This is a genomic window from Vibrio sp. 2130-1, assembly GCF_033339515.1.
On the sequence record NZ_JAWOUT010000004.1, the window covers coordinates 106,823 to 130,267 of the forward strand.

The window sequence follows — 23,445 nt, forward strand, 5'->3', positions numbered from 1 at the left end:
TGAGTGTTAGACAGTAAATCTATTTAAGATTTGATCTTGTTTATGTACATCTTCTTGTTGCGCCTGCATCGCGTCGTTGGTTCGATTTGCCGATTCGGCGACTTGAGTCGATAGGTCTTTAATATTCACCGTATTGTTGTTGATCTCTTCAGCGACAAGGCTTTGCTCTTCCGCTGCTGAGGCAATTTGCAAGTTCATATCGGAAATACGCTGAATCGCATCACGAATGCGTTGTAACGCACTATTTGCTAAACCCGCTTTTTCAACGGCCTCTATAGCACTACCTTTGCTTTGATGCATGGCATTTGCCACAGATGAAGCGCCAGATTGTAGTTGCTCAATCATAGTACGAATCTCTGTTGTCGACTCTTGAGTACGTTGTGCCAGTGTACGTACTTCATCTGCAACAACGGCGAAGCCTCGGCCAGATTCTCCCGCACGTGCAGCCTCGATTGCGGCATTCAACGCGAGTAAGTTCGTTTGGTCCGCAATATCGTTGATGACTTTTAGAATCGTTTCGATATTGGCGGTAGCAGATTCCAACACTTGTACTTCTTCGACTGCAAGGTCAATGCTATCGGAAAGCATGTTTATCGTTTGTGTCGATTCACCAACGATAGAAGACCCCTCAACCGTTGCTTGGTCGGCTTCTTTGGCTGCACTTGCCGCACCTTGCGCATTATTAGCAACCTCTGTCGCGGTGACAGACATCTCATGCATCGCGGTAGCAAGTTGTTCTAGCTCTTGCAGCTGAGTGTGAATTGCGCCTGCCGAGTCTTTTGCGCCCTCAGCGGTGATTTGAGTTCCGTTTAAAATTTGATCAGAAATACGTTTCGACTCAATGATTTGCTGTTGTAAGTTCTCCATGAACGTATTGAAGTTTGTGGCAAGCTCAGAAAACTCTTGGTCAGTATCTGTTTCGAGGCGTTGTGTAAGGTCGCCTTTCCCTGATGCTACATCTTTAATCGCATTGTTTAGCGTGTCCAAAGGACGCATGAGAGTGCGAATCAACAGAGTTAGGGCGATAATAGATGCAATCACGGCAATGATTGAATAAATAATAGCGTTGTTACGAAGCTCTCCTACGGCAGAATAGGCAACAGCTTCATCGATCACCGAACCTACGTACCAGTTCTCGCCAGGAATGTGAGTCAGGTTAACCATGTAGCGGTTGCCATCAATCTCAACATGTTGTGCTGATTGCGTAAGTTCGATTTGCGGGAGGTAGCTACCGACCTTCTCGCCGTTATACTTACTTTGAGGGTGAGCAATAGTTGTGCCATCAGCGGTGATCAGAAATAAGTAACCAGCATCAAACAGATTCACTTGGTTGACCAGATCAGAAAGGGTAGTTAATTCGAGGTCATAAAACATACCGGCTAAAAACTGGCCATTTTCTTTTACTGGCGTACCAACAGAGATGATAACGTTTTTCGAAGACGCATCGACGTACGGATCGGTTACGACCAAATCGCCTTTGCTCTTAGCTGCAATAAACCAAGGACGCTGACGTGGGTCGTAGTCTGGACCCGCATCCCAGCCGTCGTCATTTTCAATCACAAAGCCATTACTTTCATAACCAAAACCGATGGCAAGGAAGCTGCTTTTTGGCGTCGGTCTTTCAAGTATGTTTTGAACATAGCTATGTGAACTGGGATCAAGCTCAATCACTTCAGTAATGGAGCGAGCGAGATCCTTCTTTGCATTCATTTCTGATTGCACAGTGTTACCAACACTGGTCAATATCTCGTTTACACTTGAGTCGATTTGCTCCTGAGTTTGGGAGCGGATGGTCATAACTTGTTGTGTCGACAATAACGACACAGTAATTAGCAGCAAAAATGAAGAGGCTGTGACAACCTTATGTCTGAATTTCATGAGCTTTCCTCTGATTCTCCCGGTTGGTTCCACTTTGCTTTCGCCTCTTTTAAACCGAGCGAATTGGGCATAAAGAGAAACCTATTGTGTTTGGTTATATTTTTATCGACATCTTTGTCAAAAACATGAACTCATTTGTCGTCTTTTTTAACTAAATTTAAACAAACCGACAATTTACGTTAAAACTTGTGAGTGTGATCATGTTTGCGAGCTCGATTAGTGAAATTGTCATAATGAAAAGAATTGCTTAACAAACAGTGGCATTAACTGGCTTTACAGGTGAGGTGATGAAAATTTTGTTGGTGCTGAAAGGTGTTTTGTTGAAGTTTTGTCTTTGTAAATTATGAGCTTTTTACTAAAAGCCTAATGTGGACGGAGTTTTAGGTATAAAAAAGGCCCCGACGATGCGGAGCCTTTGTTAATTGACGTCTCGATTTTAGAAAATAAGATGAGCAACGCCAGCAATCACAGGTAACGTGATTAGCGTACGTAAAATGAAGATTACGAAGAGCTCTACAATGTTTACTGGAATTTTGCTGCCTAACAGTAGGGCACCTACTTCCGACATGTAGATAAGCTGAGTTACTGACATTGCCGCAATAACAAAACGTGTCATTTCGTTATCGATTGAGGCCGCTAAAATTGCTGGAATAAACATATCCGCAAAGCCAACAACGATTGTCTGTGATGCTGCAACAGCTTCAGGGACTTGCAGTAGCTCTAGGTATGGGATAAACGGTTGACCCAGAATCGCAAATACAGGCGTGTATTCTGCAATCACCAATGCAACGGTACCAAGACCCATAACTACAGGTAGTACGCCAAATACCATGTCGACTGCGTTGTGTACGCCTTCTTTAAATACAGACTGAACCGATGTGACTTGACCAGCACGCTTAAGAGCTAGATCCATACCCCAAGAGAATGTGGTGTGGCCTTCTGGCACTGCATCTGCGTCTTTATCTGGGTTGCTGCCGTCAATGTAGCGATCTTTCTTCAGACTAAGCGGAGGCAGGCGAGGAATGATAATCGCAGCTACGATACCAGCTAGACAGATAGCGCCGTAGAAAGGCAAAAATAAGTGCTCTAGTTTTACCTGAGCGATAACAACTAAGCTAAACGTGATCGATACTGCTGAGAAAGTGGTCCCGACAACAGCCGCTTCACGCTGAGTATAAAACTTATTTTCGTATTGCTTGCTGGTTAGCAAGATACCAACACTTCCGTCGCCTAACCAAGATGCCATACAGTCAATTGCACTGCGGCCAGGTAGGTTGAATACCGGACGCATTATTTTACTGAGTAACGCACCAAATAGCTCCAGAAGACCGAAGTTCAAAAGAAGCGGAAGCAGTAAACCCGCGAAAATGAAAACGGCAAACAGAGTAGGTAGAAGACCAGTAAGAACAAGCCCGCCAGTGTTCTCTTCCCAAATTGCTTTTGGACCCACTTGGAAGAACGTCATTAACACGGCAGCGCCGCCGATTAAACGAACAACGAGCCAAAGTGGAGATGGGTTGAAGAGACCGTTTAAAAAACCATTACGTAAAATTGCAGCTGGCTTAAAAATTTTGCAAAGAACAGAAGCAACGGCCATGAAAGCGATGATACTGGTGACGATAGCAATCAAGGTATCGCCTAACACCGCTGGGATGACTTTTGCCATCACGGCAACGGGAATGGTTAGGCCGCCATCGTAAGAGATCGGAGCCATAAAGAGTAGAAGACCAATTAGGGAAGGGATGAAAAACATCCAAAAGTTGCCCTTAGGAGCTTCAGTAGCATTAGTGGTGTTATGCATAGTTGTCTCGTGTTACTACTAGTCAATACTTGCCATTTCCATGACATAAATATTCACTAAACATCCGTATTTAATCACAGTTTTGCGGAGGGTACCCGCAAACTGCATCCATTGCAATACTATTCATTAAATACATCTAGTTATTCAGCCGATTTGTCGGGTAATTGGTCAAATAACGTCTAAGTGTATGCGAATATGTTGCCTGTGTTAGAAAATTGTAGCACGAGAGGCGAATTGCGCAGTGAATTATGGGGCGCATTGTGACTGGAATAATAAAATGGTAAACAAATGTGATTTTGATCTAACTAACTTCTTTGCCAGAAATTCAGTTAGCCTTATCTATTTTAAGGTTTTTAGTGGTGTCAAAATACCGTTCAGCGTTTCTTGTACCGTGGTAGTGTGAACCTGTTGAGCTAAATCCGATTGAAGCATGTCACTTCAATCGGATCGAAATTTTATGCTTTTTGTTGACGGCTAAGTATGTATAGGTAACTCCAGTAAATCAGAGCTGTAGAAAAAGCCAATATTGCTGGGAAAACTAGCGTATATAAACCATATACCGTAAATAGAGCCGCTCCCGCGACGCCGCCAAACAAAAAGCCAAAGAAAATGAATAGGAATAATTTTGCTTTACGTCGGTCAAATTGACGACCTCTCAAGCTCTCTCCAATCATAATCCCTAGATCGGTGATGATTCCGGTCATATGTGTGGTTCTGACTACTGCGCCGCTAAACGTGGTGATCATTGCGTTTTGTAATCCACATGCTGCTGATGCTAGATATTGGCCGTACAAATCCCCTTGCACCAAAAAGCCCAAGCTGAGTAAGAGCAAGCTTCCTTCTATGCACAGTGCAACACCATATCTTCGTCCTAGCTTTAACGCACTGCTTTCAATAAAAAAGCCGCTAAAGGCAGCGCCAATCAAAAAGCTAAATACGATGAAGAGCAGGTGAATGGAGCTATCCACACCTGTTAGCAAGCTGTTCCCTAGCTGAGTTACGGTTCCCGAAAGATGAGTTATCGCTTGGTGTTGAAAGCCGAGAAGACCAACGGCGTTGACGCAGCCCGCGAGAAGAGCTAGTAGAAACGCGCCATATTCCACCCAACGAGGAAGTCTGGAAATCACAATAAACCCCCACCAAATATTAGGAGCCGATTATAACGCTCACACCGAGTTACGAAACCCTTTACAGTAAAACTCGATTGATCATTCTCAAAAAAATCTCACTTATAGGGTGTTTGTCCGAGCCAAAGTAAATACGTGAACGTGGATTGCCCGCTAGCAGATGTGTTCCGTTGTGCATTCGAAACTCACCCACCCGTGTTTCATTTGTTCATAGACTGAAACCGTAGGTTGGTGGAACTCTTTATCAGTAAATAGACCGACGGGAATGATCATGATTTCTGGGTATGCAGAAACGAACAACCTCATTGTCGTGCCGCAGGATGGACAAAAGTCATACTGAACCTCACTGCCATCATCGCCAATTCGGGTATAGCTAGTGAATTCACCGTTTAAAGTGACGTGCTCTTTTTCAAAGCGAGCTTGTACCCCAAAAACACTGCCAGTTCGTTTTTGGCATTCGAAGCAATGGCAGACAGACGTGTGGGTGGGCTCTCCCTTACAACGGATCTCAACTAAACCGCAGGCGCACTCGCATGTATGAATGGTTTTTGTCATCGTGATTACCTATTTGTCCCAATACACCAATAGACCTAGAGCACAGAGCTTATGTCACTGGCTCGTTATGAGCTCTGGACTTGAAACTATTTGGATACAATCAGTTTAGTTTAATTTTGAAACACTTGAAGAGGTGAAATCATTTGGGTATACAATGGTATACTCGCTTTTCGTTTATACCTTGAAACAAGGAACTCTTCATGACTCACAAAAAAATCCTGCCGATACCACTTATTCTACTTATTCCAATCGTTTTATTGGTTGTGGTTGTGATCGCGGGTGTTTATCGTTTTAGTTTGTCTGATGACGAGATCATGGCTAAGTTTCCTCAAACAGAAGTAGAAACGAACGTTATTGTGCAAGAGACGCTTGGTATCACTGCACGTAATCCTTGGACGCTCCAAGTCCCCGAGCAGGGTGCGGTCACTTTTCTTGATGAGTGGGATAAAGAAAACGGCTATTTGATAGGTGACTATGATGCAGGTGCGACGAAAGGTCAGGTACTTGTTCCAACTGCGTCGATTAGTCAGCGTGAGATTGAAGGTGTTTCATGGGTTGTTGCACCGATGATTGTAACGACACAAGGTAGCGGTTCGTTTAACTATGTTGGCTTGTTCAAGTTTGACCCCTTGCCGAGCCGAGTTGTCCTTTTAGACAGTATTTTTGTTGGTGACCGCGTGAAATTTACTCAGCTCGAATGGAAAAGTGATACAACTATCACGCTTTCATATTTAGCGCACGGTGACGATCAAGCAATGGCAGACACGCCAAATCAATTCAATTCATCCACATTACAGCGTGTAGGGAATAACTTACATATGCAACAGTGATGAATTTTTTTGAGTTCTGTAAAAATTCAGTATTTTCTGCGCTAGATCTCGAAATTTCCTAGTGATTTCTTATTCGGGAATGCATAAGCTATGAGCCTTGTTTGAAAGGAGATAGTAATTCCCGTGTCTACAAATGAAATTACAAGACGGTTGCCGAATCTGACAAGTCGTAGAGCGCTGCTGTTATACTCCTTGCCAGTTTTAGTTGCGATTGGTGTTTCTCACTCTCTCAAAGAGTCATCTTTAACCAAAACCATCGCATTGAACCTACCTGAATCTCAGGTCGTTGAAAAAATTCTTGATGCGACAACTGCCGAAGTTGTCACTCCCCCGAACTTCGAATATCAAATCCAAACAGGTGACAACCTAAGCACTATTTTTAGTCAGCTCGGTTTCGGTTACAGCTCGTTAATGAAAGTAATGGAAACGGATTTGAACTACTTGGCACTTGATACACTTAAGCCGGGCAATACGCTCCGTTTCTGGCGTGATGATGCAACAGGCGAGTTAGCGAAAATGGAACTGCAATTTTCTATTGCAGATAAAGTGGTCTACAAGCTGAATAGTGATGGTAGCTATGACTTTACTGATATTTCCATTCCTGGCGTGTGGAGCCAAGAACCTTTAGTTGGCGTTATTCAAGGCAGTTTTTCTTCTTCTGCCAGTCGTTTAGGTTTAACGTCGGCGGAAGTGAGTCAAGTCGTAAGCTTACTCAAAGAACAACTTAACTTTGGACGTGATCTTCGTGCAGGTGATCGATTTGAAGTTGTTCGCCGCTCACAAAGCATCAATGGTGTACCAACAGGTAAGAACGAAATTGAGGCGATTAAGATTTATAATCGCGGCCGCGAGATCACCGCTTACCTTCATACTGATGGTCAATTCTACAATGCCAAAGGTGAAAGCTTACAGCGCGCATTCCAGCGTTACCCTGTAAGTAGTCGTTGGCGTATCAGTTCTGGCTTCAACCCTAATCGTTTACATCCAGTAACGGGGCGTGTTGCGCCGCACAACGGCACTGACTTTGCTGTACCAACCGGTACACCAGTCGTTTCTACTGGTGATGGTACAGTGATCATGACTCGTAAACACCCATATGCGGGTAACTACGTGGTTGTTGAGCACGGCAGCAAATACAAAACCCGTTACTTACACCTAAGTAAGATTTTGGTGAAGAAAGGGCAAAAGGTTTCTCGAGGCCAGCGTATCGGTCTTTCTGGTAAAACAGGTCGAGTGACTGGGCCACACCTTCACTATGAGTTGATTGAATACGGCCGTCCAGTTAACGCTATGCGAGCAAATATCCCAATGGCGAGTTCTGTTCCTAAGAAAGAGATGGCTACTTTTGTCGCGAACAGAGATGAAATGGATAGACTATTACGCGATAAAGAGAAAGCAGTGCTGTAATAAAGTACTTCGCTTAAAAAACAAAAAGAGACTAAGCATAGCTTGGTCTCTTTTACTTTGTGCATTAACTAGATTTGAATTCTATGACAGCAGTCTGTTCAGTACGTTAGGCACTCCGCACTTCACGTTCATTTATCAGGTGTACGATTTCTTCAACACTGTGTGGACGAGAGTAAAAATAACCTTGGATGTAGTGGCAGCCCATTTCAATTAACTTTTGTAGTGCTCTATCGTCTTCTACGCCTTCGGCAATCAAATCCACATCAAGCAGCTCTGCCAATTGCGCTATCAAAAACACTACTTGTTCAGAGGTTGTATTTGAGAGCATGTTCTGCACAAAGGTAGCATCGATTTTGATGCTATCAATCGGATAATTGTGTATATAGTTCAAGCTTGAGTATCCTGTACCAAAATCATCCAGTGCGACTTTAAAACCCAAGTATCGCAACGAGTTAAGTACCATCTGTTCACGGCCACTTTGTGAGAGTAAGACGGTCTCGGTGAGCTCTATAACAAAGTCTTTTGCTTCGTGCTGATACTTTTCAACCATGTTGGTTAAGTGATTAATATAACGGTTGGAATCAACCAGCTCATACGCTGAGCAATTGATGGAGAGTTTGACTTTATAGCCTAGGTTCGCTTCGAGTTCTTGCTTTGCGATACACGCGAGTTCAATAATCCGTTCACCTAACTCGATAATCAGGCCTGATTGCTCGGCAGCTTCAATGAACTCCGCTGGAGAGATATTTCCATAGATATTGCTATTCCAACGAGTCAAAATTTCAAAGTAATTCCAGCGGTCGCTCGTGATATCGACGATCGGTTGAACCACTACATATAACTCATCGCTGTCTTGTATATCAGTACTTAGCTGGATTCGCATTGCCTCAATAAGCTGCGTCCTACGGTGGTATAACGCACTAAGGTGTGTGTCGTAATGCTGAATCCGTGTATCGCGGTGTTTTTTACAATCTTTGAGAGCGAGACTGGCATTCAAAATCAGCTCATCGCTGTTCAACATATGTACTGGGGCACGTGCAATACCAATACTAACGGTGAAAGAAATCCGGTTAGATTTGTCGCTGTAGCCGCTTTCAATTTTGTCGAGTACTTCCTGACACACGGCGACAGGATCTTCGTCGTACGTGATGAAGGCGAATTCATCTCCTGCAACACGGAACGCATTGTTTGGCGACGACAAGCTCTGTTGAATGGCGTTAGCTGTGAACTTAATGATTTGGTCGCCGATATAGTTTCCGTTGATATCATTGATCGATTTGAAATTATCGATATCAAGATATGCCAAACTGAATGGGCGAGTCGCCTGCTGCGTTAATGTCTCCAAGGTATCAGCTAAACAGCTACGGTTGAGCAGTCCAGTTAGGTTATCATGCGATACCTCATAGCTAAGCTGATTAAGAAGCTTATCTGAACGTTCACTGACCCACTTTTCACGTAAGCTATGAATAATGACATTGGCATAAAATCGGTGGAAGTCGAGGATATCTTGCGCTTCTTTCGCGTGGATGCTTCGGGTAAAGGTAGACAGTAAAATTCCCAGAACTTCGCCATTTTGTGTCTTCAATGGCAGGCCAATGTAAGCTTGAATGCCATCTTCTTGAAACATCTGATCTTCAGGAAAACGCTTGTATACCTGGTCTTGATAGAAAATATGTTCGCCAATGTCTTTCGCCACTTTTTCACAGGGGGTGCCTGAAAGGTGGTAGCTTAGGTTGTCTGTAATTTTTCCATTGCTGGCGAAGGAGATGGTATGAGCCGAATGCTGAAGATGCGCAACTTCTACAACGCAAGTGCAATGGCTCTGCAAGTGTTGATGAATATCTAGCGTGACTCGGTTTAGCTGAGCCGTGCCGTTTAGCTTCAATATCTCATCAATTTTGTGGAAACTGATTTGTACCTGACCCATTGAGCATTTCACCTAGCGTTGTTATTAACATATCGTGTAAGACACGACGAATTATTATTTGATATGCATCAAATAAACTATCGGTTACTAAGGCAGATTTTTCAAATTTTGTGAACGAACAAATCATTATTTTCATGTTTTTATGCTTGAACCTTTTAAAGCTATAACGATAAAAACGCTAAGCTAGGCGCGCTTCTCCTCTTCCAATCGTGATTTGAGATAATCGAGGAATAGCTTAGTTCGGGTATGCTGATAATCCAGCTTTGGATAGTAGGCATATACAGTGGCTTTATCCGCTGTGATATCGGGCAGGATAGGGACTAACGCGCCGGATTTGAGATCATCTTTGATCATGACGTTGTTCGTCATCAAAATACCCATGCCTCTTTTGGCACCATGAAACAGCGCTTCTGGGTTGGTCGTGGCAAAGTTACCGGACAAGCTGATACGTTTGCCTCGATTTGTTTTGATTTCTCGTGAGGGTTTTTCTCCCCAAATCAGGACATTATGCTCTGTCAGATCCTCAACGCATTGTGGTGTGCCATATTTCTTTAGGTAACTAGGCGCGGCGTAAAACTGGGCTTTATGTTCGAAAAGTGCAGTAGCTTTGAAACTTAGAGAGTTCAGTTGCTCTAATTCCCGGCTAATAAACAGGTCTAAGCTTAGCTCTGGCAATTGGCCTGGTAGCGTTGTTGTTAATTGAAGTGTGATGTCTGGATATTTATCAAGAAAATCATCAAGATAATGAACTAGAAATTTAGAACCAACGGCCAGCGTTGCCCCAATTTTTAATAGCCCCGCTGGTGATTGGTTGACTGAGCGAGTTTCATCTAATACCGATTGCCATGAATCAAGCTGACTTTTTGCTCGTTGATAAAACAGCGCACCAGCTTCAGTTTGGCTAATTGAGCGGGTCGTACGTTTGAGTAGTTGAACGCCAATTTTATCTTCTAGCCATTGAACTCGCTTACTGATAGCTGAGCTGGTGGTATTGAGTTTCCGCGCTGCTGCATTAAAGCTACCTTCTTCGACCACACGAATATAACTCTTCACGCTTTGAATCCAGTCCATTGTATCTCCTTGGGAATTAATTCCTTTCCAACTTAGCTGATTATCATCTTTGAGTATCAAATATACACTGTTTGCCATCAATCTGTCACAAAGTAGGAGGAACGTTTGCGTAAAACACCATTGTTATTAGCGATGATGATCATTGCCACAGGCCAAGTTGGCGTTAGTATTTATCTTCCTTCTTTGCCGTTGATTGGTCATGACTTGAATTTGCCGCAACATTCGATTCAGAATCTCGTCACGCTATTTCTCGTTGGCTTCGGTATCTCTCAGCTTTTTTACGGCCCATTGTCTGATGCGATTGGTCGTCGGCCGGTGTTTATTCTGGGGCAAAGTGTATATCTAGTTGGTACGGTTATTTGCATCGCGTTTTCGGACAACATTGTTGCCCTTGAAGCGGGACGGTTACTGCAAGGCCTAGGAGCGGGCAGCGCTTCGGTACTTGGTCGGTCAGTACTGCGTGATAGTTATGACGGTATGCAATTAACCAAAGCGCTATCTTATATTTCAGTCACTGCTTCAGTGATGCCAATTATTGCTCCGCTGTTTGGTGGCTGGATTGCTTTTCACCTGAGTTGGCATGCTGTCTTCGTGTTTGTACTGATTTACTTAATGGCAATTTTTACACTTGGTTTATTGGTGCTGCCAGAAACGCTGCCTTATCCGAAGAGAAAATTTAAAGTAGGCGAAGTAAGCGCGAACTATTTGCGTCTGTTAACGAATACACAAGTGATTGGTAGTGCGAGCTACAACTGGCTTAGTTATTTATCGGCTCTGGTTACTCTCTCCTTGTATCCATTTTTAATGCAACAAGAGTTAGGATTAACGGCGGCAGATTACGGCTCTTTGATGATCATACCATCAGTTGGTTTGCTGACGGGTAGCTTAGTGCTGAACTTGATCAATGCTCGTTACAAAGCTCAGCAAATCTTGCTGATGAGTTTCGCGATTGTTGCTGTTGCAGGCTTCATGTTGTTGGTTACCCCCTTCAGTGTATTTTCATTGCTGACGGCATTCACGTGTTTAAGTTTTGCTCAAGGAATGTCATTCCCGGTATCGATCAGTTTGCTACTTTCACCACATAAGCAACAGGCAGGCGCGGTTTCTGCGCTATCTGGTTCTATTCAAATGTGTTTAGCAGGTTTGTTTGGTGGGTACTTAGTAGACTCATGGGTTACGAATCAGCAGCAGCTTGGGGTGTTTTATTTGTTTATTGCGTTACTTTCTTGCTTTGTTCTTGTACTAAGCCAATTTCGTAAAGTGCCAGAAGGGACGGTTCAAGCAGAAACTTCCATCTGAATATACTTGCAACCAGAAGGTCGGCTTTCTAAAATGCGCAGCTAAATTAAGTCTGGCCTGTTGTGTATACTGAATGACTTGGTTTGAAAGGAAGAGGGCGAACCTTGATACTTCTCTCAAGCTTGGAATACATTTCTGCCCAATGGCTATCCGATCTCTAATCGTTAGGTGAAAGAATGCAACAAAACGAATTTGAAACACTGGTAAAAGAAATTACTCAGCAAGAAAGCATGCCAAAGGCACTTGAAATCTTGAAGGCGTGTGAGGAAGAAGAAGTTGCACAAGCGGCGCAATCCCTAACGGGTCAGTTTGGCCTTGCAGAAGTTGATGGTGAGAAACGTATTTACCATATTACCACTCAAGAAGATGAGTCCGGAGAAGAGCAAGAATACGTAGAGCACGTCATGAATGAAGGCGATCACTTGATCAAGTTTGCTGCGTGGTTCTTTGAAACATTCTTTGAAATCAAACAGAAAGATACGTACGTCGCAGCGGGTAAAACATACCAACAACCTAAGCGATAGACGCTCATTTCAAGAAATCCACGAAAATCAAACTGAAAGTTAATTACAAAATAAATGTGACTGGAGTCTTGTTTTTATCTAATTGTGGTGTAAAATTACAACATAGTTAAGTCAATACATTCAGGAGAAGGTCATGGGTAACGAACTTGGTGGTGCTTATATTGGCCAGATGATTGCAAAAGACGCGATGCACAAAGCGCTTTACGGTAAAGCGAAGAAGAAAAAAGCTTCTGTTTTTGCTCGTGTTATTAAAAAACTGGCGAAATAATTTAAAAAGCCCTGATTGAAAAATCAGGGCTTTTTGCTTTTCTCTGTTTTGTTGTTAGTAAGTAGCCAACATATTGCACAACATTGGCAAAACGCTACTCAAAGACTGATGACATTTAAATCTAGAATTACGCGGATTGGCTTGGTATCTCCACAACATTGTTAGGCACTTTATCTAGCCCCTTTGCTGATAACCACTTTTCTAAATCGTCAGCGCCTCCAATATATTTTCCATCTAACCAGATTTGCGGCACTGTTACCGGTGTTTTTTCGCCAATGATGGCTTTTACTTCAGGAATCATGCGGTATAAGGCGGCGCTGTCTTTAACTACATCATGGTACTCATACTGAACGCCAGCCTCGTCAAGTAATTGTTTGGCTTTGACACAGTAAGGGCAAGTTGCTTTACCATAAACAATGTTGCCTTTTAGCTCATCGCGTTTTACCCACTCAGCAATAACAGACTGTACAAGCACACCCCGATTCAATGCTTCTCCTTGACTGATAACTTTCCCTTCGACAAGAAGAATGGGTGCATGCCAAGCACCAGCTTTTAATGGTTCCCACCAGTGCGATAACCAATCTTTTACTTCAAGTTCAACGGGCACATCGGCTAGTTCGTTTTCAAAAGTATCCTTTAAAATATCCTTGGTTAATGTACATTCACCACAAGGAATATTGACTTTGAATGGGCCCCAACTACCAGCCCAGCGATACAGTGTAATTTTGATTGGTTGACTCATATGGGTTCCTCATTTCCTTTCCTGAAAATATAGAACTTTTAAATTAGATTTTTCTTTCAACTAACTTTGTCTTTTTCGCTTCCCAATGCGTAATAAACGCAATAGATGCAATAATAATCGCAGCACCTAACCATAAACGACCAGGTGGCACCCAACCAAACACCAACCAACCAGCAACAACATTCAAAGGCAGTTTGGCGTGATCAAATGGTTGCACAAATGAGGCGTCTGCTACTGCATATGCTTTAACGATAGCCCACTGAGCGAGTGCTGTAAGTGCACCTGCGGCTAAAAGCACACCCCATATCGTCCACGTATCTGGCATAGTAAACGTCGGTATCGCTAACAAGATATTAAATGGCGTTATCAGCAGTAACAAATAGACGACCATGGTTGAAGGCGGATCGTTTACCGACATTTTTTTAACCATTAATGAATACGCTGCCCAGAAAAATGCGGCGCCAACAGGGAGCAGGGTCGCCCATGTAAATGAGTCTGCCCAAGGCTCAAGAATGATCATGGCACCAACAAACCCCGTCAATGTAGCGAGCCAGCGTGCAGTACCTACTTTCTCTTTGAGTAACAAGCCAGAACCAACTGTGGCAAATAACGGAGAGGTCATGAGAAGTGCAATGCCTTGCCAAATTGGAACTGGGTAAGCGAGAGCCCATAACCAAAGTTGAATCCCGATAACAGAGAGAAAAATGCGGAATGCATGCCAGCCAAAGTGTTGGGTTCTTAAAGAACGCCTAATCCCAAGTGTACGTAGGTAGGGCAGAATAACAAACAAGGCGATTGCATATTGGAATAACGCAAATGTGGTGGAAGAGACACCAAAGTTGATGCTAGCAATTTGGGCGAAGCTGTTCACTATGGCGAATGCCAAGCCAGCTGTTAGCATCCAGGACGCACCTTGAACAGGATGATGATTCAATTGAAAAATTCCAGTTTGATAGAGGTGGCGGGATCATACGTCCTATTGTTTTTCGCGCCAATAAAAAAATGCCTCCCAGAGGGAGGCGACATTACCAATTCAAAGGACGTGCCTGTTATAACAGGTACAAAGAACGAGAAGCACAAACGCTGCCATGCATTTGCATAAATAATATTGCAGAACACGTGCCAACTTTTATATATTTGATTTTAAATGGTTTTTTGGTTTTTCTATGTTGTCGATTAGATGAAATGCACTAACTTAGTGATCAATCGCATTAAAAGAGGGCAGAAGTAGGCGTCGTTACGGTCGTTTTTCATTGCTGAGCGATGCTTGGATAGTGTGAAGACTTATCGAGTTGTGTTGGGTTACATAAAAATGGCCAGCAAAGGTGCTGGCCAAGTGGACTCGCTCTTAGGACAAGAGTGAATTAGAAATCGTAACGTACGCCTAGGCGCAGTGTATCTTCGCCTTCTGTTACTAGACCTGTTGTTGCATCTTTTGCTTCATCAAGTTGGTTGATGTAGTAAGACAGGTAAGTACGGAAGTTGCTGTTTAGTTTGTAGTAACCAACAAGCTCGATACCTTCAACGGTGTCGTACTTTGAACCGTTGTCTGGATCATTCTCTTGAGCTGTGTATAGAGCTGCAAGTGTCACTTTGCTTGCTACTTTGTAGCTTGCGACTAGCTCGTAAGCCGTAAAGTCTTCAGAGTCAGTCAGGGAGCCTTGAGAATAAGTACCTGCTAGGTAAAGGTTGTCCATCGAGTAAGCGATACCACCTAGAATTTGATCTTCAGAGTTATCTTTATCTACATCGCCACCAGAGTATGCAAGACCAAAGTCGAGGCCCATTGGTAGTGAGTACATTCCAGAGATGCCGTATTTATCTTCGTTATCGCTAGAGTTTGCTTGGTAGGTTGCTTGAAGTTGTAGTGCATCAAACGCACCACGGTATGCGAAAACGCTGTCTTGCTTATCAGAAGACGAATCAATAACTTGCTGAACACCAGAGAATTCTGTGATATCCGTCATGTCAGAGATGATGACTGCAGCCATGTCTTGACGACCTACAGAGAAAGCACCGATATCAGAGTCGACGCCTGCATACATGTAGCGGTTTTTGAATTCACTCTTGCCCGTTTTTTGTTCGGCTTCGTAAACACCGAAAGCAGAAAGGCCGTTGCCGATGTCTGTTTTACCTTTTAGGTTAAGACGAGCACGGCTTTTATCTTCCATGGAACCTTCAATTTCAGCACCGTCTGAACCGATGAAGTCACCACGAAACTCAACGCGGCCGCCAACTTTTAATTCAGTACCGTCGTTTTTGTATACAGTTGCTGCGAATGATGGTGCTGATACCAATGCTGTAAGAATTGCAGTAGTTAGTGCTGCCTTTTTCATTTTCTTATTACCCTAGTTGTAATCGATGGGCTTTCTTGCCCGATGTGTTGATGACGCTAAGGTAAAGGCTGAAAATGAAAGATAGATTTCTGTTAAGTTATGATTTGATTGCACTTTTATTGCTGGAAAGAATAAGTGCCCCTTCTCATACCACTTATAAAAAGAAAGGTTTATCTTTTTTGAGGTTTTTTCCTCTCCGTTGAAGACTGTGTTTTTTTCAAAAAGTTCCTGAATTGTTTCTTGACCCTAAATGTAAGTAAACATTTCAATTTGGCAGGGAAGTTTGGCCTAAAAATAGCGAATCATCAGCTATTTGTGAGCTAACTCTCTCTAAAGCATTTCTTATTGTAAGGTTTTTATTTCTCGATTTTTTGAAGGCTAAGTAAACGATTGCTTTTTAGGTTTTGTCTGAGATCTTTTCACTCGGTTGTCAGGAACTAATCAAATAAAGTGTCGGCAGTTGTTACACAAAGGTAAAACTAATCTGGTGGAAACGATGCCTCGGATAGCCTTTGTATTCCTCTCTTTGTTCATCATTTCGTTTTTACGAAAGTGAACCAAAGCCGGGTCTAAAACTGACTAACCAACTAATAAGTAATGGATTTAGAAATGAATAAAAAATTATTAGCAGCGGCAATCGCGGCAGCAACCTTCGGTACTCAAGCAGTTGCAGTGGAACTATATAATAACGATGGCACAACATTTTCGATGGGCGGCCACGTTTCTGTTAATTTAAATGGATCAGAGCAAGGTGACACGGATGTGGGTACTAACTCTCCTCGTATCAATATCTCTGCGACACAGGATTTGGGTAATGGCTTCACCGCAGACGCACGTGGTGAATGGGCGCTAAACTACTTAGACGGTGGTGAAGAGTCGTTTAAAACTCGTCTAGGTTACTTAGGTATAACACATGAGGTTTATGGTCGTGCAGTAGGTGGTACGCAATGGTCACCTTACTACGATGTCGCAGGTATTGCAGATATGCCAATCGCGTTTGCAAACGACTTCATCTATGACGATCATGGAAACCTTGGCACTGGCCGTGCGGATAAAATGCTTTCTTACCGTAATGCCATCGAGCTGGGTGAAGCGGGTGTGATCAACTTTGGTCTTGGTTGGCAGGGTGCAAACGATGATTACACGCGCAACGATGCTGGAGTTATAACTGGCGGTGCTAAATACGATGATCGTGTGCAAGCTGCGCTTTCTTACTCAATCATGGGCGCTAAAATCGGTTACTCATACAATGGCGGTGATTTCCAGCACCCTGCATATGCAGGTAAGCACACGGCGGAATCACACGTTGTATCAGCATCTTACGGTGCGTACGGCCAAGGCCTATTCCTTGCTGCGGTTTATGGTTCAAACGAAAACATGAACTTCAGTGCAAAAGGCGACCGTTTAGAAGAAAGTGATGCGTACGAAGCGATCATCGCATACGCTCTAGCAAACAGCCTAAACTTGAGTGTTAACTATGAGATGGTGGAAGGTAAAGAGTTTAAGAGCTCTAAAACAGAAACTGCTCGTGAAGAAATGGCACTACAAGCAGAATACAACTTCACGCCTAAATTTGTTGGTTACGCGGGTTACCAGTTTGACCTAAATGACGACAATGGTCGTGAAACTGATGACAAATGGGCGTTAGGTGCTCGTTACTACCTATAATAGGGTTTAGCGAGAACTATTATTCAAGCTCATTGATCTAAAGCCAGCCTCGTGCTGGCTTTTTGTCTATTTGTTTTACAAATACTTTGCTGTTTCAATTAGATGATACAAAACTCAAAACGGGGTGAATGTCTTATTTTTTACACTAGAGGTTGCTATTTAGTGTCGTTAAGTCAATAGGTTAGATTATGATGGGATTTTTGTTTTGCAGGGAAGAATGATGAGTGTTATTCAAGTTGAAGAAAAGAAAGTAGAAGTGGGTAAAGTGCTTTGTGTTGGACGAAATTACGTTGAACATATTCATGAGCTTAATAATGCAATGCCTGAGCAAATGGTGGTATTTAATAAACCCGCAACTTCCGTATCAACAACTCTGCGTTCATTCCATCAAGAGCCCCTTCATTATGAGGCTGAAATCTGCTTTTTGATCAAGGATGGACGTTATTCAGCGGTTGGTTTGGGATTGGATCTGACCAAGCGTGGTTTGCAATCCTCGCTTAAAAATCAGGGGTTGCCGTGGGAGCGTGCTAAGGCATTTGATGGCTCTGCTGTGTTTAGTCGGTTTGTCTCTTTGGATAACATTGATATCAACGATCTTAACCTTGAGCTCTTAATTAACTGTGTTCGTGTACAAAAAGGTCACGTTAACCAAATGCTCTACCCGCCGCTAACTATCCTGGATGAATTAACCAGTTACACAACACTTCAAGATGGCGATGTAGTGATGACTGGTACACCAAAGGGCGTTGGTGAGGTACATGAAGGTGACATCTTCCTTGGTCGATTAAAGTGTGGCGATGTCACCTTGTTGGAGATTGAGTGGTTGGCGGATTAAAGCCAAATTCGTAGAACGAGAAATACCACCATACTGATAACCGTCGTTAAAAGAACATTTTTAGTAAAATACGCGATTAAAGCAGCCAGTACGGCAGCCAGTAAAAATGGGTTTTGCACATTGACGTTGAGCTCCCCATCTGGAATGAAAACGATAGGTGCCCAGATCGCAGTCAGTACTGCGGGGCTAGCGTAATTGAGTACTTTTTGAGTGCGCGTCCCTAATCGCAATGGTAGCTTGGGTTCTAAAAACAAGTAGCGGCTGGTGAAAACAAGTACCGTCATCAGTAAAATAGCCAACATGATCATTAGCGTTTCTCCTTTACTTGTTCCACAAAGTAACCAGTAAGCATGGCTAAAATGCTTGAAATCATCAAACTTCCCTCAATTTGATAATAGGTTAGGGCAACTGAGCTCACCAAAGCCACAATAACACTCGCGAGCACCGCTGCATTTTTAATGGTGGGTACTACTATCGCGATAAAAGTTGCGGCCACAGCAAATTCCAAACCCATTTCGTTCAGTTCAGGGATTAGACTTCCCGCAATAATGCCCGTCAATGTCGCGACATTCCAAAACAGGTAAAAACTCAGACCAGCCCCAAGTGCATACCAGCGATTAAATTGTTTATCGGAATGGTGGCCTACAATCGCAAACAGCTCGTCAGTAAGTAAGAAGCCGAGTGATAATCGCCATTTTAGAGGGAGCGGTGCAATTTTACTGCGCATCGATACACTGTAGAGGAAGTGTCGAGAGGTGATAAAAAACGTTGTCAGTAACATGGTCACTAGACCTGCTCCCGTTTTAATCATTCCCATCGCGACGAGCTGTGCAGAACCTGCGAACAGAATGGCGGATAGTGCTTGTCCTTCCAAAGGGTGAAGCCCAGTATCAATTGCGAATGAGCCTGCGAGTAAGCCCCAAGGGAGCACTGCGATACTCAGAGGCATCATCGCAAGTGTACCTTGCCAAAATAGCGTGGCTTTTGATTCTTTTTGTAACGGCAAAGTGTGGTCCATAGTTTCTTCTTATTTATTCCTAAATCAGATTACCAAGATAGCTCGGTAGTCGCATAACGCCTTGTACAATATTGCTGCTTTAGCTGTGACGGACGTATTGGCCGGGAGTGACGCCCATGGCTTTTTTAAAGTGTCGATGCAGATGGCTTTGATCATGGAAGCCGCATTCTTGTGCCACGTCTGAAATTTTTTGTCCCATTTTTAGTAGCTTCTTCGCCATACGTAAACGTTGCTGAATTTGATAGGCATGAGGCGGAAAGCCAAATTGCTTTTGAAACTCTCTCAGCAGATGAAAAGGGCTTAATCCAGACAGTTTGGCGAGTTCTTCTAGTGAGACGTCCGTTTGTGGAAAGTCTTCCAAAAATTCTCTGACTAGCTGCACTTGTCGCTGAGCTCTGGTTGATTCTTTCAGTGGTGCCCGATGAGTGCTGTGTTTACTGGCTAGCTTAATCAACGTGCCGTAAACCAAAGTTTCTCTCAACAAACGGTTGTCTGATTTTTCTAGTGTTTCAAATACCAATCGTAACTGACTAGCCAGCTCAGGATCGTAAACCACAGGTTGAGGGAAATAGGGCAGAGCTACATTTGGTGAACCAAGCTCTTGTCCTAAAGTTTGAAACTGCTGAGGTACGGGGTACATTGCTTTGTATTCCCAGCCGCCTTCCGAGGCTGAATGTCCGTTGTGTACTTCATCTGCATTAACAAGGATGATGCTGTCCTGTGGCGCGATATGATTCCCGCCCGTCCTAAAAAATTGTTGTGCCCCTTTTTCGATGACACCAATAGTGTAACCTTCGTGGCTATGGCGTGAAAAATTCTGCTTCTCATACTTTGCATCGAGAAGTTCTAAACCGCCGAGCTCTTGAGCTATCTTGAAGGTAGCGATTTCCTTATTCTTTTCTTTCATCTTTATCCGGTCTGCTCAAGAAAATCATTTTAGAAGTGTAACGGATCCATCGTGCTTATTTTTGTACAAAATTGCTATTCGATTTTGATAAACAGGCGAATTGATTGCTATTTTTCAACTGGGCAAACTATGATTTTTATTTTTTGATTTATCTTGGCTATTTTGGGCTGGATGATGTTATTTTGTTGGTATAACATTCGCCGCCTTGTTGTAGAAAAGCGGTTTCATCATGATTGATTTATCTGTACTTCCTGTTTATCTCACCGCAGTAGTGGCTTTGTTGCTGTTACCAGGGCCCGATATGTTGCTGATAGCGAGCTCTAGTATGAGTTACGGTAAGAAGGTCGGTTTTTTTGCTAGCTTAGGCAATGCGACGTCTGGTGTTATTCTTACTTTGCTTGCTGCAATGGGCGTATCTACCCTGATTGCCATGAGCCCAATAGCCCTTAAAGTCCTTCATCTATTAGGTGGCGCTTACTTGCTAAAAATGGGTTGGGACTGCTTACGAGCTGAGGCCTCTTCGGCTCCAGAGCTTGATGGTCAAAACAAAATGGCATCAACTTATTATCAGCGTGCTTTGATGAGTAATTTGCTTAACCCTAAAGCCTTGGTCTTTTTTGTAATGTTTTTGCCGCAGTTTGTCTCAAGCAATATCACGGCATCTTCCGGTGAGCAGATGCTAGCGCTAGGGTTATTGTTGAACGTTCTTGGCTTGTCATTCAATTTATTACTTGTTGGGTTAGCAGGCACATTGGGCAAAGGGCTGCTCGAGAACGAAAAATTCCGCACGTATCAACATAAACTAATGGGGTTAGTGTTTGTTATTCTGGCGTTGTGGATGCTGAGTAGTTTCGCCTTGTAAAGTTATCATATTCCATCAGAAAGCCAGCAATTGCTGGCTTTTTGTTTTAGGATATTGGTGTTTCCTAAGGAGAGGGTATATGAAGCTTGAATTTTGTTTAAATCCAGATCAAACAGACCTTGATTTTGTTCGTGAAGGTATTCGATCTTATAACCGACTGCATTTACCTGAAGGGGAAGTGCATGCTGTAGGCTGTTTCGCAAAAGATGAGAATGGCAAGATCATGGGTGGCTTGACTGGCGAAATGTTTAAAAATACGGTGTTTGTTGAGTTTTTGTGGGTAGACGCTGAAAGTCGAACCTCTGGTCTCGGTAGCCAATTAATGTCGATGCTAGAACAAAGAGTAAAGCCTCACGGGGTTACCCATGTTTATTTGGATACCTACAGCTTTCAAGCTCTTGAGTTCTATCTCAAATTAGGTTTTGAGAAAGTGGGGCAGTACTCAGGTTATCCTGCAGAGGGCATCCACAAGCACTTTCTACAAAAGGAAATTGTAGGCTAGGGAAAAGCACGGGTTAGCTTGACTTGTTCTCGTTAAAATCAAAAAAAGAGGCGCGAATTTGCGCCTCTTGTTGTATCAAATATCTATGTTTCTCTTTGACTTACAAACTTTGCTGGTGCGCGTCGATAAGTTCGTTCATTTTCGCTTCTGCTGCTTGCTGTGCTTGCTCATAGCTCATATCCGCAGGGAAGAGGTTGATGACTTCGTAGTAACATTTTAGTTTTGGCTCAGTACCAGAAGGACGAACAATCACGCGTGATTGATCTTCTAGGTGATAAATCAATACGTCACTTGCTGGTAAGTCAATGGATTCTTCAGAGCCGTCGTCAAACATGCGAACCGATGTTTTAAGATCTTCGGTTACTGCAACTTTTTTACCAGCAATCTCTGTTGGTGGATTTGCTCGGAGTTTGTCGCCGATTGGTGGAGAGTTCGGGTCGAGAGCGATGCTGCGTTGTGCGTTGAAGTAGAAACCGTGCTCGCGGTACAGCTCTTCCAGTTTATCCCACAGTGTTTTGCCTTGCGTTTTAAGTTTGCCTGTTAGCTGTGAAAACGCGACGATTGCAGATAAGCCATCTTTGTCCCACACCTTGTTACCCACGGTATAACCGAGCGCTTCCTCATAAGCAAACAAGAATGGGTTGGTTTCTGTCTCTTGTTCCATGGCAACGTTAGTAAGCCATTTAAAGCCAGTTAATGTTTGATAGTATTGTGCGCCATGCGCCTTAGCGATGCTGCTCAGCATTCTTGAGGATACGATGGTGTTGCCAACCAAAGCGTTAGGTTGCTGTTCCAACAAGTAATCGCCAAACAGTGAGCCCACCTGATCACCCGTTAGCATTTGATACTCGCCATCTGGGCGTTTAACTGCCACGGCAAAACGGTCTGCATCTGGATCGTTCGCGCAAGCGATATCGGCATCTACGGACTTACCTAATGCCATCACCATATCCATTGCACCGGCTTCTTCAGGGTTTGGGAAGTTGACGGTCGGGAAGCTTCCATCAGGTTCGCGCTGTTCCTTAACACTTGCCACTTTTTGGAAGCCTGCGTCGGCAAGTAGCGTTTCCGCCATATTCGCGCCAACGCCATGCATTGCGGTGTAAGCAATAGATATATCGGTATTGTTGTCAGGAGTAAGCAGCGCGTTTTCATTCATTGTCTTACGGTAAGTTTGGTAGTAGTCGTCTTCCAACCAAACTAACAAACCGTGCTGTTTTGCATCATCGAGAGACATTAAAGGTAATGGCTTCGTTGTTGCGTCATCAATTTTCGCTGCGATTCCAGAGTCGTGCGGAGGAATAATCTGTGCGCCATTCTCCCAATATACTTTAAAGCCATTGTATTCTGGTGGATTGTGACTGGCAGTAACAACAACAGCGGCCGCTGCATTCAATGTACGGACACCAAACGCGACAATTGGGGTTGCTGCAACGTCATACGTTAGGTAAACCTTGATACCAAGGGCCGTCAGTACGGATGCGGTATCATGCGCGAATTGTTTTGAATCGGGACGACCGTCGTAGCCAATAACGACACCACGACTCGCGGCATCTTTGACTTGCTCAAGCAAATAGTGCCCTAAACCAGTGGCGGTCTCTTGAATCACCAAGCGGTTCATTCGGTTTGGACCTGCGCCCACTTTGCCACGTAAGCCTGCAGTACCAAAGGCAAGGCGTGAGCCAAAGCGATCAGTAAGTTCTTGTTCATTGTTCGTATCGACGAGGTGTTGTAGCTCTTCACGAGTCTTAGGATCAGGGTCTCGTTCTAGCCATTGCGTAATTAGTGCTGTCATATCAGTCATTCCTTAGTAGGGGGAGCCTACTTTCTTGGACACTTCGTTTGGTAAGTATCTCAATGTTTTCTTTTAAATCAATGTAAATGGTTC

22 protein-coding genes are annotated in these 23,445 nt (G+C 43.5%); 9 read left to right on the plus strand and 13 right to left on the minus strand.

Going from position 1 to position 23,445, the window contains the following annotated elements; genetic code table 11:
- Positions 1-6: 6 nt before the first annotated feature.
- The 4 genes from R7Q09_RS07260 to R7Q09_RS07275 all read right to left on the minus strand — a co-directional run bounded on the left by R7Q09_RS07260 (position 7) and on the right by R7Q09_RS07275 (position 5,361).
- Positions 7-1,878 carry a methyl-accepting chemotaxis protein gene (locus R7Q09_RS07260; RefSeq protein ID WP_025768473.1) on the minus strand — a complete coding sequence of 624 codons (1,872 nt, stop codon included), beginning with the start codon at positions 1,876-1,878 and terminating at the stop codon, positions 7-9.
- Between the two features lie 436 nt (positions 1,879-2,314).
- Entirely contained in the window at positions 2,315-3,679 is a 1,365-nt protein-coding gene (locus tag R7Q09_RS07265; RefSeq protein WP_017635848.1) for a YjiH family protein, read from the minus strand.
- A gap of 455 nt (positions 3,680-4,134) precedes the next feature.
- The gene (locus tag R7Q09_RS07270; protein ID WP_005375484.1) at positions 4,135-4,806 is read right to left on the minus strand and encodes a YoaK family protein; all 672 of its coding nucleotides are present in this window, start codon (positions 4,804-4,806) and stop codon (positions 4,135-4,137) included.
- A 153-nt stretch (positions 4,807-4,959) separates the two neighbouring features.
- Positions 4,960-5,361 carry a GFA family protein gene (locus tag R7Q09_RS07275; protein ID WP_158173158.1) on the minus strand — a complete coding sequence of 134 codons (402 nt, stop codon included), beginning with the start codon at positions 5,359-5,361 and terminating at the stop codon, positions 4,960-4,962.
- A 200-nt stretch (positions 5,362-5,561) separates the two neighbouring features.
- Here R7Q09_RS07275 and R7Q09_RS07280 point away from each other — a divergent pair, with 200 nt between their 5' ends.
- The gene (locus R7Q09_RS07280) at positions 5,562-6,191 is read left to right on the plus strand and encodes a hypothetical protein (protein WP_318070695.1); all 630 of its coding nucleotides are present in this window, start codon (positions 5,562-5,564) and stop codon (positions 6,189-6,191) included.
- A 123-nt stretch (positions 6,192-6,314) separates the two neighbouring features.
- Positions 6,315-7,598, plus strand: coding sequence for a peptidoglycan DD-metalloendopeptidase family protein (locus tag R7Q09_RS07285; protein WP_064369150.1), 1,284 nt, complete (start codon positions 6,315-6,317; stop codon positions 7,596-7,598).
- A 106-nt stretch (positions 7,599-7,704) separates the two neighbouring features.
- On the opposite strand, the gene R7Q09_RS07290 is transcribed toward R7Q09_RS07285, so the two are convergent.
- Both R7Q09_RS07290 and R7Q09_RS07295 read right to left on the minus strand, forming a co-directional pair.
- The gene (locus R7Q09_RS07290) at positions 7,705-9,525 is read right to left on the minus strand and encodes a putative bifunctional diguanylate cyclase/phosphodiesterase (RefSeq protein ID WP_005375494.1); all 1,821 of its coding nucleotides are present in this window, start codon (positions 9,523-9,525) and stop codon (positions 7,705-7,707) included.
- Between the two features lie 183 nt (positions 9,526-9,708).
- Positions 9,709-10,596 carry a LysR family transcriptional regulator gene (locus tag R7Q09_RS07295; RefSeq protein ID WP_025768470.1) on the minus strand — a complete coding sequence of 296 codons (888 nt, stop codon included), beginning with the start codon at positions 10,594-10,596 and terminating at the stop codon, positions 9,709-9,711.
- Positions 10,597-10,701: 105 nt separating this feature from the next.
- Here R7Q09_RS07295 and R7Q09_RS07300 point away from each other — a divergent pair, with 105 nt between their 5' ends.
- From R7Q09_RS07300 to R7Q09_RS07310, 3 genes are all read left to right on the plus strand, one after another.
- On the plus strand, positions 10,702-11,895 hold the full coding sequence (locus R7Q09_RS07300) for a multidrug effflux MFS transporter (RefSeq protein WP_017821607.1): 1,194 nt from the start codon (positions 10,702-10,704) through the stop codon (positions 11,893-11,895).
- A 176-nt stretch (positions 11,896-12,071) separates the two neighbouring features.
- Positions 12,072-12,419: a hypothetical protein gene (locus R7Q09_RS07305; RefSeq protein ID WP_005375501.1), complete on the plus strand. Its 348-nt coding sequence runs from the start codon at positions 12,072-12,074 to the stop codon at positions 12,417-12,419.
- A gap of 133 nt (positions 12,420-12,552) precedes the next feature.
- The gene (locus tag R7Q09_RS07310) at positions 12,553-12,687 is read left to right on the plus strand and encodes a hypothetical protein (protein WP_017635854.1); all 135 of its coding nucleotides are present in this window, start codon (positions 12,553-12,555) and stop codon (positions 12,685-12,687) included.
- 127 nt (positions 12,688-12,814) lie between these two features.
- Here R7Q09_RS07310 and R7Q09_RS07315 read toward each other — a convergent pair whose 3' ends face one another.
- The 3 genes from R7Q09_RS07315 to R7Q09_RS07325 form a co-directional block, all read right to left on the minus strand.
- Positions 12,815-13,429 carry a glutaredoxin domain-containing protein gene (locus R7Q09_RS07315; RefSeq protein ID WP_005385185.1) on the minus strand — a complete coding sequence of 205 codons (615 nt, stop codon included), beginning with the start codon at positions 13,427-13,429 and terminating at the stop codon, positions 12,815-12,817.
- Between the two features lie 43 nt (positions 13,430-13,472).
- Positions 13,473-14,330 (minus strand): DMT family transporter, encoded by an 858-nt coding sequence (locus tag R7Q09_RS07320; RefSeq protein ID WP_005375542.1) that lies wholly within the window; start codon positions 14,328-14,330, stop codon positions 13,473-13,475.
- 463 nt (positions 14,331-14,793) lie between these two features.
- The gene (locus R7Q09_RS07325) at positions 14,794-15,765 is read right to left on the minus strand and encodes a porin (protein WP_136976480.1); all 972 of its coding nucleotides are present in this window, start codon (positions 15,763-15,765) and stop codon (positions 14,794-14,796) included.
- 609 nt (positions 15,766-16,374) lie between these two features.
- On the opposite strand from R7Q09_RS07325, the gene R7Q09_RS07330 reads away from it, so the two are divergent.
- Positions 16,375-17,433: a porin gene (locus R7Q09_RS07330; RefSeq protein ID WP_042521502.1), complete on the plus strand. Its 1,059-nt coding sequence runs from the start codon at positions 16,375-16,377 to the stop codon at positions 17,431-17,433.
- 220 nt (positions 17,434-17,653) lie between these two features.
- Complete coding sequence (locus tag R7Q09_RS07335; RefSeq protein ID WP_017635857.1) at positions 17,654-18,268, plus strand: fumarylacetoacetate hydrolase family protein; 615 nt, start codon at positions 17,654-17,656, stop codon at positions 18,266-18,268.
- On the opposite strand, the gene R7Q09_RS07340 is transcribed toward R7Q09_RS07335, so the two are convergent.
- From R7Q09_RS07340 to R7Q09_RS07350, 3 genes are all read right to left on the minus strand, one after another.
- Complete coding sequence (locus R7Q09_RS07340) at positions 18,265-18,576, minus strand: AzlD domain-containing protein (protein ID WP_213876038.1); 312 nt, start codon at positions 18,574-18,576, stop codon at positions 18,265-18,267. The two genes, R7Q09_RS07335 and R7Q09_RS07340, sit on opposite strands and share 4 nt — an antisense overlap.
- A complete protein-coding gene (locus tag R7Q09_RS07345) occupies positions 18,576-19,286 on the minus strand; it encodes an AzlC family ABC transporter permease (RefSeq protein WP_005375526.1) in 711 nt (236 codons plus the stop codon). The genes R7Q09_RS07340 and R7Q09_RS07345 overlap by 1 nt, the downstream gene beginning before the upstream one ends.
- Positions 19,287-19,365: 79 nt before the next feature.
- Positions 19,366-20,193: an AraC family transcriptional regulator gene (locus R7Q09_RS07350; protein ID WP_005385198.1), complete on the minus strand. Its 828-nt coding sequence runs from the start codon at positions 20,191-20,193 to the stop codon at positions 19,366-19,368.
- A gap of 229 nt (positions 20,194-20,422) precedes the next feature.
- Here R7Q09_RS07350 and R7Q09_RS07355 point away from each other — a divergent pair, with 229 nt between their 5' ends.
- Both R7Q09_RS07355 and R7Q09_RS07360 read left to right on the plus strand, forming a co-directional pair.
- Positions 20,423-21,055, plus strand: a complete 633-nt coding sequence (locus tag R7Q09_RS07355; protein ID WP_115386735.1) for a LysE family translocator — start codon at positions 20,423-20,425, stop codon at positions 21,053-21,055.
- Between the two features lie 79 nt (positions 21,056-21,134).
- The gene (locus tag R7Q09_RS07360; protein WP_213885958.1) at positions 21,135-21,557 is read left to right on the plus strand and encodes a GNAT family N-acetyltransferase; all 423 of its coding nucleotides are present in this window, start codon (positions 21,135-21,137) and stop codon (positions 21,555-21,557) included.
- Between the two features lie 100 nt (positions 21,558-21,657).
- Here the strand turns inward: R7Q09_RS07360 and R7Q09_RS07365 are convergent, their stop codons facing one another.
- Entirely contained in the window at positions 21,658-23,352 is a 1,695-nt protein-coding gene (locus tag R7Q09_RS07365) for a phospho-sugar mutase (RefSeq protein WP_213912111.1), read from the minus strand.
- Between the last annotated feature and the right edge of the window lie 93 nt (positions 23,353-23,445).

Excerpts from the sequence above, each read along its gene's own strand:
- R7Q09_RS07260 (WP_025768473.1), bottom strand. The coding sequence starts at position 1,878 with ATGAAATTCAGACATAAGGTTGTCACAGCCTCTTCATTTTTGCTGCTA.
- R7Q09_RS07265 (WP_017635848.1), bottom strand. The coding sequence starts at position 3,679 with ATGCATAACACCACTAATGCTACTGAAGCTCCTAAGGGCAACTTTTGG.
- R7Q09_RS07275 (WP_158173158.1), bottom strand. The coding sequence starts at position 5,361 with ATGACAAAAACCATTCATACATGCGAGTGCGCCTGCGGTTTAGTTGAG.
- R7Q09_RS07280 (WP_318070695.1), top strand. The coding sequence starts at position 5,562 with ATGACTCACAAAAAAATCCTGCCGATACCACTTATTCTACTTATTCCA.
- R7Q09_RS07290 (WP_005375494.1), bottom strand. The coding sequence starts at position 9,525 with ATGGGTCAGGTACAAATCAGTTTCCACAAAATTGATGAGATATTGAAG.
- R7Q09_RS07295 (WP_025768470.1), bottom strand. The coding sequence starts at position 10,596 with ATGGACTGGATTCAAAGCGTGAAGAGTTATATTCGTGTGGTCGAAGAA.
- R7Q09_RS07305 (WP_005375501.1), top strand. The coding sequence starts at position 12,072 with ATGCAACAAAACGAATTTGAAACACTGGTAAAAGAAATTACTCAGCAA.
- R7Q09_RS07310 (WP_017635854.1), top strand. The coding sequence starts at position 12,553 with ATGGGTAACGAACTTGGTGGTGCTTATATTGGCCAGATGATTGCAAAA.
- R7Q09_RS07315 (WP_005385185.1), bottom strand. The coding sequence starts at position 13,429 with ATGAGTCAACCAATCAAAATTACACTGTATCGCTGGGCTGGTAGTTGG.
- R7Q09_RS07320 (WP_005375542.1), bottom strand. The coding sequence starts at position 14,330 with ATGCTAACAGCTGGCTTGGCATTCGCCATAGTGAACAGCTTCGCCCAA.
- R7Q09_RS07325 (WP_136976480.1), bottom strand. The coding sequence starts at position 15,765 with ATGAAAAAGGCAGCACTAACTACTGCAATTCTTACAGCATTGGTATCA.
- R7Q09_RS07330 (WP_042521502.1), top strand. The coding sequence starts at position 16,375 with ATGAATAAAAAATTATTAGCAGCGGCAATCGCGGCAGCAACCTTCGGT.
- R7Q09_RS07335 (WP_017635857.1), top strand. The coding sequence starts at position 17,654 with ATGAGTGTTATTCAAGTTGAAGAAAAGAAAGTAGAAGTGGGTAAAGTG.
- R7Q09_RS07340 (WP_213876038.1), bottom strand. The coding sequence starts at position 18,576 with ATGATCATGTTGGCTATTTTACTGATGACGGTACTTGTTTTCACCAGC.
- R7Q09_RS07345 (WP_005375526.1), bottom strand. The coding sequence starts at position 19,286 with ATGGACCACACTTTGCCGTTACAAAAAGAATCAAAAGCCACGCTATTT.
- R7Q09_RS07350 (WP_005385198.1), bottom strand. The coding sequence starts at position 20,193 with ATGAAAGAAAAGAATAAGGAAATCGCTACCTTCAAGATAGCTCAAGAG.
- R7Q09_RS07355 (WP_115386735.1), top strand. The coding sequence starts at position 20,423 with ATGATTGATTTATCTGTACTTCCTGTTTATCTCACCGCAGTAGTGGCT.
- R7Q09_RS07360 (WP_213885958.1), top strand. The coding sequence starts at position 21,135 with ATGAAGCTTGAATTTTGTTTAAATCCAGATCAAACAGACCTTGATTTT.
- R7Q09_RS07365 (WP_213912111.1), bottom strand. The coding sequence starts at position 23,352 with ATGACAGCACTAATTACGCAATGGCTAGAACGAGACCCTGATCCTAAG.